Below are 10,233 nucleotides of genomic sequence, written 5' to 3' on the forward strand. Positions count from 1 at the left end.
TTCAGAATTAGATGACCTGTTGAGGTGAATATCAAATGGATGAAATCGATGATTCAAAACAACTTGTACTACAAATCGGCGGTGCCTTGAAGAAGTACAGAAAAGAAAAAAACATGAGCTTAGACGAATTAGCGGAATTAACGGGTGTAAGCAAACTTACTCTGGGGAATATCGAACGTGGCGAGACAAATCCAACTTTAGCGATTATATGGAAAATATCAAAAGGCATATCTTTGCCGCTATTGGCTTTATTCAAATCAGAAGACCCTGTTAGTTTGTATCGAGCAGGCGAAGGACTGCGGTTTTCTAATGATCAAAAAAATTGGACCATTGAGCCAGTCTTTAAAAACGCAAGTAGCGATATCGAAATGTGTCGGGCTTACTTACAGCCAAATAGCTCGTATCACCCTGAAGGCCATCATGTGAATACAACTGAAATTGCGACAGTAATGACTGGTTCCATTGAAATTGCAGTCAATGGAGAGGTTTACACATTGAATCAATATGATACGATCAGTTTTCGTGCAGATTCCCCTCACTCTTATACCAATCATACGAATAACGAAACAGTGCTCCATATATCCTTAAAGTATGGTTTCTAAAAGTCCAAAATTCCACTTATTACATACAACTCCGAATTCCATGACGGGAATTTAGAGTTGTATTTTTTTGATGATTTATATATATTATAAAATACTTATTGTTAAAAATAATATATTATAATATACTTTTACTGTTCGCGCGGATGTTATTATATCGTTTTTCAATCAGCAAGAAACAAATAATACGTATGCATTCAGGAAGGAGAAATGAAGAATGCCGAACAAACAAAATAAAAAAGCCGTACCCTCCTCTATAGGGTTAATAATTCTAGGCATTATTGTTATTGCAGCTAATTTACGTGCTCCCTTAACCTCAGTTGGTCCTTTAGTGGGTCTCATCAGGGATGACGTTCATATCTCAAATACATTAGCAGGCCTGATAACAACGGTACCTTTGCTTGCCTTTGCTTTATTATCGCCTCTAGTACCAAAATTAGGACGAAGGTATGGGGTTGAACGTATCATTTTGATTGCCCTAATCTTCCTGACTGTTGGCATTGTAATACGTTCTTTATCTGGCGCTGCTAATCTGTATATTGGGACAGCAATTCTTGGATTCGCAATTGCCGTATGCAATGTATTATTGCCAAGTTTAATCAAAAGGGATTTTCCAAATCAAATTGGCTCCATGATCGGTGTTTACTCGATTTCAATGAGTTTATTTGGAGCCATCGCATCGGGACTTAGTGTACCGCTAGCCGTGAACGCAGGGCTAAAATGGCAGGGAGCATTGGGAATATGGGGGATTCTAAGCTTTGTATCGATCCTCTGCTGGTTACCCCAATTAAGAAATCAAACGAAGCAAATAATCACGACGAGTCAGCAGATGGCCAGCAACGATGTGAATGTTTGGCGATCCCCTCTTGCCTGGCAAGTAACCTTGTTTATGGGTATACAGTCCTTGATTTTCTATGTGTTGATCGCATGGCTGCCTGAAATTTTAAAGCAGCAAGGAATTGACTCCAACCAATCAGGATGGTACCTCTCGATCATGCAGTTAGCTCTGCTTCCATTTACCTTTATTGTCCCCGTTATTGCTGGGCGCATGTCTAGCCAACGTTTGCTAGTGGTCATCACAACCATTTTGCTTCTGACGGGAACGCTCGGACTTCTATACGGAAGCTCCAAGATCATTCTGTTGTGGATTATAGTACTCGGAATCGGTGGAGGCTGCGCCTTTAGTTTGTCCATGATGTTTTTCGGGTTACGTACTGAAAATGCGCATCAAGCAGCGGAACTGTCTGGCATGGCGCAATCGATCGGATATCTTCTTGCTGCAATCGGTCCTGCCCTTATTGGATTTCTGCATGATACGACAAATAGTTGGAACCTGCCACTTTTCATGCTGCTGGGCGCTTCGGTCTTACTCTTTTTAGTCGGTATAGGAGCAGCAAGAAACCGTTTTGTAGGCAGCCGAAATAGTTACAATCTGCCGCGGAATGGACGTTAATGGCCACTCCATATCTTGCGAAAACAGATAATCTTGGGTACAATTTCCATATGAAACCATTGTGGGAGGAAATCAAATGCATCCAAAAAAGGTCCCCCGTTAAGCCCGAGGTCCTCCATCCCTGTGTTAGTGAAAGTTCACCCAAATAATTCAAAGGGAGATGCACACTAATGCACATGAATGGACCTATAGCTATTTCTCAAAACGAAAGACTTGAAGCCTGCCATGAAATTGCTTCAAGATTACACGAGGTGTACGGAGAAAAAATCCTTGCCATTGGAGTCTACGGTTCTATTTCTAGAGGTACAGACGGCCCTTTCTCAGACATTGAGATGTTTTGCGTACTAAGTGAATCAAGCGAATCCGTCGATTTTAGCTATGAATGGTCGGCGGGGCCCTGGAAAGCAGAAGTCGAGGTTTGTAGTGCGGACGTTCTCTTTAAAACCGCCACTACTGTAGAAGGAAGTTGGCCATTGACGCATGGACCATTCTTTTCTCAACTTAGCCTGTATGATCCTCAAGGATTTTTCCCAAAATTGAAAGAAGCTGCCCAATCACCAACAAGGGAAGATTTCCGGTGCTCAATCAATGAAGTCCTCGTAGGGGAAATGTACGAATTTGTTGGGAAACTTAGAAATGTCAGTATAAATGGGCCACATACCTACTTGCCCTACTTGGCAGTGGAGTTTGCCCAATACGGAGCTATGTTAGTCGGGTTACACAACCAAAAACTCTTCTCGACTGGCTCAATGGTTCTACCAGAGGCATTAGAACTGCCTAATCGTCCAGAAGGATTTGATCCTGTTGTGCGAATGGTTATGTCTGGTGAGTTAGCAGAACCTTCAAAGATCATTTCAGCTTGTGAAAATTTCTGGAATGGCCTTGTGAAGTGGGCAGCCGAACATGACTATGTAATAAGTACAAAACGTATCCCGTTTTGACCCGCGAATACACCAAAGACCCCTTTCGTGAGGGGTCTTTTACTTTCCCTCTGGAGGGATGAAGAATGCGAATCAGCAAGACTCAGCAGTTCATGCCCCGCAAGGAATTCTGAAAAAACCTTGCCCCTACTTATGATACGGTTCACCTTACACGCAGCCACAGCCTCAACTCTTGATGCGTAATCTTGCGGTGCGAATCGGTTACGCATTGAAAGGTTCTCGTCTTCTCCTTATAGAAGGCTGCAAGTTCATTTGCTCTCTATACTTGGTCACCGTTCTACGCGAGATAAGTAACCCGTCGCTTGTCAGAAGGGAGGTGATTTGTTGATCGGATAAAGGCGAATCCGGCTTCTCTGATGAGATCCATTCCCGAATTCGCTCCTTGATGTAGATCGCCGAAACCGTTGTTCCGTCAGCCTGTTTAATAGAGGACGAGAAGAAATGCTTCAGCTCAAAAAGCCCCCACGGCGTTCGAATATACTTATGGTTAACCGTGCGGCTAATTGTTGATTCATGCACGCCCAGCGCTTCGGCAACCTGCTTCATGGACATCGGCCGAATAGAAGAGGAGCCTTTCTCGCAAAACCCCGCCTGCAGCTGGAAAATAACCCCCGCTACCTTCAGCAGTGTCACCTTTCTTCGCTCAATACTGTCAATCAGTCCTTTCGCCGCTAGCCAGTTTCTCTTCAAATAACGGTGGACATCCCTTGAGGCTATCTGCTCCATCATACTAAAGTAGGAACCACTCAAAGTGATGGCTGGCAGATAACCGCTCTCAATGAACACTTCGTACTTCCCTTCAACCTGCTTAAGCTGAAGATCAGGCATAATATAAGGCGTCTTCCCCCTGCTATATAAAGCCCCAGGCTTGGGATTGAGCGAGCTTATTTTCTGTATGGCTGCTTTAATTTCCGCAAGGTCTGTTTCGTACTTCTCTGCTAGCTGTCGGAACCTTCCTTCTGCAATGCTAAGCAAATCATGCTGGACTAGACTGCAAACTAAGGGATCTCTCTCCAGCTCCTGCCGCAATTGAAGAATAAGGCACTCCGCTAATGTCGAAGCCCCCACACCATACGGCTCTAAGCTTTGTACGACGCCGACGGCCTCACGCACCTGACTTAAAGAAGCACCCATAAACGCAGAGATTTCTTCTATGGAATGGAGGAGATAGCCCTTATCGTCCAGATTGCCGATGATCCATTTGCACAGAGCTAGGACAGCACGGTCAAGCTTCATATAGGTGAGCTGCTCGAGCAATACCGATTCTAAAGTTGCCTCGCTTGCAAGATCAACATTGAGCCACCAATCTTGTTCAGAGCTGCTTGCACGACGCATTGCGGGGATATCCTTAGCGGGTTGAAGTTCGACAAAAGGATTGTCCATCGCTTGCTGCTTAATAAATTCATTCAAATCCAAGGAGGACATATGCAGGATTTCCATAGACTGCCGCATCTGTGGCGTAAGCAGCAGCTTTTGTTCCTGCTCAGCGGATAATAAGATTTCCATATGCATTCTCCTCCTTGGTTTTTGATTGCAAACGCTTAACATTATTATATTCACTAGTTTCTGACAGAAGCTATAAGAAAATAAACCCTGCTTCCTTCGCCATGGAAGGAAACAGGGAACTTGATCTTGCAAATACAAAGCTTAGAGACCCAGCACACGCCGCTCCTCATCCGTGAACATCCTCGAGCGAGTCAGAAAACGCTGGCCTTCCGGCCCTTCAAGCGAGAACATCCCGCCTCTGCCGGGTACGACATCGATGATGAGCTGCGTATTCCGCCAATATTCGTATTGGGCCTTGCTCATGTAGAAGGGTGCATCGCCTATGTCCCCTAGCCATACGTCGCTGTCGCCGATCAGAAACTCCCCTTGCGCGTAACACATCGGAGAGCTGCCATCGCAGCAGCCCCCGGATTGATGGAACATGACGGGGCCATGCTTCGTCTTTACCTTTTCGATTAGCGCTAGCGCGGTATCGGTAGCAATAACCTTGCTCACTTCCGTCGTCATCGTATGGCTCTCCCCTTAGAAGAAGCCAAGGGCGTCAGGGCTGTAGCTGACGAGCAGATTTTTCGTTTGCTGGTAATGCGAGAGCATCATCTTGTGATTCTCGCGGCCAATACCTGAGGTCTTATAGCCACCGAAGGCAGCATGAGCAGGATAAGCATGGTAGCAGTTGGTCCATACGCGACCAGCTTGAATGCCGCGACCCATCCGGTAGGCCGTGTTCATATCGCGCGTCCATACGCCGGATCCAAGTCCATAAAGCGTGTCATTAGCGATCGACAACGCCTCCTCCTGATCCTTGAACGTCGTGACGGAGAGGACCGGTCCGAATATCTCCTCCTGGAAGATTCTCATTTTGTTGTGACCCTTCAGAACGGTTGGCTGAATATAGTAACCTTCGGATAGATCACCTTCAACCGCTGCCCGTTTACCGCCGATTAGGCATTCCGCGCCTTCCTGCCCGCCAATATCGATATAGCTCATAATTTTCTCAACCTGCTCGGTGGAAGCCTGAGCCCCGATCATCGTTTCTGTATCGAGAGGGTTGCCCTGTTTGATCGCCGAGACGCGCTTTAAGGCTCTTTCCATAAATTGATCATAGATCGACTCCTGAATCAACGCGCGAGACGGGCTGGTGCAGACTTCTCCTTGATTGAGGGCGAACATTGCAAAGCCTTCGAGCGCTTTATTGAAGAAGGCGTCATCGCGCGCAACCACATCCTCGAAGAAAATATTCGGTGACTTTCCACCCAGCTCCAAAGTGACCGGTATTAGGTTCTGCGAAGCATACTGCATAATTAAACGGCCTGTTGTTGTCTCGCCGGTAAAGGCAATCTTCGAAATCCGGGTACTCGAGGCAAGCGGTTTGCCAGCTTCAAGTCCGAAGCCGTTGACGATATTGAGTACCCCCGGGGGTAGCAAATCTTGAATAAGCTCTATCAGCACCAGAATGGATGCCGGCGTCTGCTCAGCGGGCTTCAGGACGATTGCATTCCCAGCCGCAAGAGCCGGAGCAAGCTTCCATGTCGCCATCAGCAGCGGGAAGTTCCATGGTATAATCTGACCGACTACACCTAGCGGCTCATGGAAATGATACGCTACCATATGATCATCCAATTGGCTAAGCGAGCCTTCCTGGGCGCGAATGCTTCCTGCAAAATAGCGGAAGTGATCAATCGCCAGCGGCAAGTCGGCTGCGAGCGTTTCCCGAACGGGCTTGCCGTTATCCCAGGTTTCGGCCACCGCCAGCATTTCCAAATTAGCTTCCATGCGATCGGCAATTTTGTTCAGAATGACAGCACGCTCCGCAACTGACGTACGGCCCCATGCGTCCTTCGCAGCATGCGCCGCGTCTAGGGCAAGCTCGATATCCTCGGATGTAGATCGTGGAACCTCGCAGAAAATGCGGTTATTAACAGGAGACGGATTCTCGAAGTATTCACCCTTAACAGGTGCGACCCACTGTCCTCCGATAAAGTTTTCGTAGCGTTTTTTGAATGTAATCTTTGATCCGTTTTGTCCAGGTTGTGCATAAATCATAAAGCTCAGCCTCCTTAAAATGGATTACATTAAATTAATAAGCAAGAATCGTGCCAACTTATTGAATGCCGTTATAGCAGGCTGAATTGAAAGCGTTTTATTTAAATTGTCCCATTCTGATACAATAAAAGTGTTCCATTTCGGAACATTCTATTTCCACTTCTCCACTAATATAAGCGACTATGGTATGATCGGGTTAGGATACCGTTTACAGTGGAGGTGATCTTTTGCTACCCATAGAAAATAACTTTCTATCCGAAGCAGCGTCATTATCTTGGAAGCGCTGTCACGAACTTGGTTTAAAGCCAAATGACCCTGTTGATGATGACATCTTAACAGGAAGCCACATACACACGTTATTAAGACAGAACGAGCAAATCATACATTACACAGAGCAAATATTCGAGCAAATGAACGCCGGCATCAAGCAATCCGGCCAGATGGCGCTGCTTATCGATTCGGCAGGGACCATCATTCACACAGTCGGCGATGTTGATTTCTCTCGCCGTGCGTTAGCGGTTCAACTGCAGGTAGGTGCCAATTGGGCCGAGAGAAGAAAGGGAACGAACGCCATTGGAGTCGCCATCGCAGACAAAAAGCCCGTACGCGTGCATGCCGAAGAGCATTATTTCAGCTCCAATCGCTTCTTGACCTGCGCCTCGGCCCCCATCTTCAACTCCACCGGCGAGTTGATCGGCGTCATCAATATTAGCGGCAAACAGGAGCATTACCACGCGTATACGTCTACGCTTGCGTGCATGGCGGCATTTTCCCTGCAAAACAAACTTCTGCTGGAAGAGTCAAAGAAAGAGCATCTCATTACCCTAAGAGAACTTGAGCATACCGCATTAAATCATCCCTTGCCGCTGCTCTCGCTCAGCCGGGATAACCGCATCCTTCGTGCCAACCATGCGGCCATCCGCATCGTCGGCAGCGACGCCATCGGCAAGGAGCTTACGAAGCTGGACGGCTTCTCGGTAGAAACCATTCATAATGAGCATCCGAAGCTATGGCAGTCCGTCTCCATTGCCAAGCAGACTGCAAACGGGCAGCGTTTATACACATTAAGGGATATCGTCGGGACATGTCCCACGATCATCCAGAAGATTGAGCTTGCGAAGAAAGCGGCCATGACCGACTTCCCTGTCTTATTGCTGGGTGAAAGCGGCGTGGGGAAGGAACTGTTCGCACAATCCATTCATTCCGCAAGCCCCCGTTCGGCAGAGCCGTTCATCGCACTGAATTGCAGTGCCATTCCGGACAGCCTGATCGAGAGCGAATTGTTCGGATACGCTCGTGGCGCATTCACAGGAGCGAACAAGGATGGCAATGCCGGTAAATTCGAAGCCGCGCACAAGGGCACTATTTTCTTGGATGAAATAGGAGACATGCCTCTTCGAGCTCAAGCTGCTTTATTAAGAGTGCTCCAGGAAAGTACGATTACACCAGTTGGAAGCTCGAAGAGCAAGACGATTGATGCGAGAGTCGTTGCGGCAACGAATAAGGACTTGACCGCAGAGGTGAAGGCTGGCCGATTCCGCGCCGATCTGTATTACCGGCTGAAGGGTATACACCTTACGCTGCCGGCATTACGGGAGAGAAGCGATATTCTAGCCTTAGCCGTTCATTTCCTCCAGAAGCAGCCTTTCCCATGTCCATTCCTGACGGAAAAAGCACAGCATAAGCTGTTAACTTACAAATGGCCGGGCAATATAAGAGAGCTTAACGGCGTTCTTATGCAAGCGGTCTTCCTAGCTGGAGAACAGGCGATTGACGCTGAGCATCTATCGCTAGAAGAACCCGAAGAAGCCGTGCAACCAAAGTCCGGCGAAGATCAGCCATCCACTTTGAAGGATGCGGAAATCACCGTGATTAAGAAGGCGCTGAAGGCCTCCGAATGGAACCTCAGTAAGGCGGCCGGGCAACTCAGGATCGGAAGAACGACTTTATATCGTAAAATCGAGGAGTACGGCATCACGTTATTTTAACGCAGACAAAAATCCGCAAAACCCCACTGCATCCGTACACAAAAAGGCTGCCTTGAATATCGCTTCAAGGCAGCCTTTTAAAGTTTATTTATTTGTCTTTGACGGCCAGCATTCTCAGCAAAACTGCAACTGCTTCTGCTCTTGTCAGCTTGTCATTGGGAGCAAAAACATTGTCGCCTTTGCCCTTGATAATGCCCTGTGCTTCCATCGCCGCCACTTCGCCTTTGGCCCAGAACGGGATGAGCTTGTCATCCGAGAATCCCGTTGAGGTCTTCGTTTCGACCGACTGACCCAACCCTCTGGCCAGCATCACCGCCATCTCCGAGCGCGTGATTGCCATGTCAGGACGGATTGTTTCATCGTCAAAGCCTTTCATAATGCCCGCATATACCGCTTGTGCGAGCGCCTTCTGCGCCCATGCGCCGATTTTCGCGTTGTCGCTGAACGTCAGATTCGCTCCGTCCCCTTGCGGCTTGAGCGCATTCATCAGCATGACCGCGAATTCCGCGCGCGTCACCGTATTGTCCGGTTTAAACGTACCGTCCTGAAACCCGCTCACGATACCGGCGCTGGATGCTTGATTGATGCTCGCCTCTGCCCAGTGTCCGGCGATATCCTTGAAATGAACGATTTGCAGCGTTTCCCCCGCAGAGGCCGCGTTTCCGCCTACGGCGAATACCGCATACTTCGTGAAATACAGCTCCAAAACGGAATCCATGCATCGTCCTGCTTGTCTAGCGATACCCAAGCCACTTGGGCGTCGCTTTGTCTCGCCCATTCGCTCAACGCCGTCGTCTTCCCGTAACCAGCCGAAGCGGTAATTAGCGTCAACTTGGCCCGCAGCCCTCGTCGAGTTTGCGTATCAACCTTGGCCGAGGCACTAAAGCGTTATGTGCATGGGGGATGTATAGCTTCGTTTGAACAATCATCTGGAAACCCTCCATGATAAATTCTATATTCCCTCGACCGATTCAAAGACAGCTTTTATTTAGATGCTGTGCCGCCCTCTTAATCCTGCAGTTTTTTTCGAATGATTATTATTTCGACAATAATATACATAATCCTACATAATTAGTGCTGATACAGCTGATAAAAAATGAGACTAAAAATTTCGCCCTACTTGTGATAGGGTTCAGCGGGACGGGGCTATCGGCGTAGATGGAGTATCTAAATCCGGAAATTTTTTTTCGTTTGCCACAAACAAACTTGTACATATAAAATAAGAAAATGATAAAGGCTATATCGACAGGAGGATATTAGATGCCGCAATTAATTTTTAGAGGAATTCCAGCCGAGGGCATACGCGCAATTAGCATACCTCTCGTAGAGGAGATGGCCACAATATGCCAATGCGGAACGGATAATTTCACCTTAGAGTGCCTGCACGTCACCGCTATATTCGACGGTAAATATACCGATTCGTATCCTTTTATCGACGTATGGTGGTTTGAGCGGGGGGACGAAGTGCGCGATAAGATGGCCGAAGCGATTGATAAGTATGTCCGATCGCTCGGTATACCCGATCTGGAGATTTCATTCCGGGTTGGCCGTGAGGACAATTTTTATATGAACGGACGCCGTTATAATTCCTAGCCGATGAAACGGTAAAACGGCAAGTTTTGAGCCATCCCGTTTAGGATGGCCCACTCTTTGATCTCGCATCTCTCTTGCAAAAATTACCGAACACAAAAACAAGGCTGCTT

9 protein-coding genes are annotated in these 10,233 nt (G+C 47.5%); 5 read left to right on the forward strand and 4 right to left on the reverse strand.

Annotated features, from left to right (window positions below; genetic code table 11):
• Window positions 1-35 precede the first annotated feature (35 nt).
• The 3 genes from LOZ80_RS31095 (at window position 36) to LOZ80_RS31105 (ending at window position 2,993) form a co-directional block, all read left to right on the forward strand.
• Complete coding sequence (locus LOZ80_RS31095) at window positions 36-602, forward strand: helix-turn-helix domain-containing protein (RefSeq protein WP_238168227.1); 567 nt, start codon at window positions 36-38, stop codon at window positions 600-602.
• A 214-nt stretch (window positions 603-816) separates the two neighbouring features.
• On the forward strand, window positions 817-2,052 hold the full coding sequence (locus LOZ80_RS31100; protein ID WP_238168228.1) for a CynX/NimT family MFS transporter: 1,236 nt from the start codon (window positions 817-819) through the stop codon (window positions 2,050-2,052).
• A gap of 170 nt (window positions 2,053-2,222) precedes the next feature.
• Window positions 2,223-2,993, forward strand: a complete 771-nt coding sequence (locus LOZ80_RS31105) for an ANT(4')-I family aminoglycoside nucleotidyltransferase (RefSeq protein ID WP_238168229.1) — start codon at window positions 2,223-2,225, stop codon at window positions 2,991-2,993.
• Between the two features lie 201 nt (window positions 2,994-3,194).
• Here the strand turns inward: LOZ80_RS31105 and rpoN are convergent, their stop codons facing one another.
• The 3 genes from rpoN to adh form a co-directional block, all read right to left on the reverse strand.
• Window positions 3,195-4,499, reverse strand: coding sequence for an RNA polymerase factor sigma-54 (gene rpoN, locus LOZ80_RS31110; protein ID WP_238168230.1), 1,305 nt, complete (start codon window positions 4,497-4,499; stop codon window positions 3,195-3,197).
• 141 nt (window positions 4,500-4,640) lie between these two features.
• Window positions 4,641-5,006, reverse strand: coding sequence for a DUF779 domain-containing protein (locus tag LOZ80_RS31115; protein ID WP_079415717.1), 366 nt, complete (start codon window positions 5,004-5,006; stop codon window positions 4,641-4,643).
• A 15-nt stretch (window positions 5,007-5,021) separates the two neighbouring features.
• Window positions 5,022-6,542, reverse strand: a complete 1,521-nt coding sequence (gene adh, locus LOZ80_RS31120) for an aldehyde dehydrogenase (RefSeq protein WP_238168231.1) — start codon at window positions 6,540-6,542, stop codon at window positions 5,022-5,024.
• Between the two features lie 227 nt (window positions 6,543-6,769).
• On the opposite strand from adh, the gene LOZ80_RS31125 reads away from it, so the two are divergent.
• Window positions 6,770-8,530: a sigma-54-dependent Fis family transcriptional regulator gene (locus tag LOZ80_RS31125; RefSeq protein ID WP_238168232.1), complete on the forward strand. Its 1,761-nt coding sequence runs from the start codon at window positions 6,770-6,772 to the stop codon at window positions 8,528-8,530.
• An 88-nt stretch (window positions 8,531-8,618) separates the two neighbouring features.
• Here LOZ80_RS31125 and LOZ80_RS31130 read toward each other — a convergent pair whose 3' ends face one another.
• Entirely contained in the window at window positions 8,619-9,248 is a 630-nt protein-coding gene (locus LOZ80_RS31130; RefSeq protein WP_238168233.1) for an S-layer homology domain-containing protein, read from the reverse strand.
• Between the two features lie 542 nt (window positions 9,249-9,790).
• On the opposite strand from LOZ80_RS31130, the gene LOZ80_RS31135 reads away from it, so the two are divergent.
• Window positions 9,791-10,123 (forward strand): DUF1904 family protein, encoded by a 333-nt coding sequence (locus LOZ80_RS31135; protein WP_238168234.1) that lies wholly within the window; start codon window positions 9,791-9,793, stop codon window positions 10,121-10,123.
• The last annotated feature ends 110 nt before the right edge of the window (window positions 10,124-10,233 follow it).

This window comes from Paenibacillus sp. HWE-109 (assembly GCF_022163125.1).
Classification (GTDB): Bacteria; Bacillota; Bacilli; order Paenibacillales; family NBRC-103111; genus Paenibacillus_E.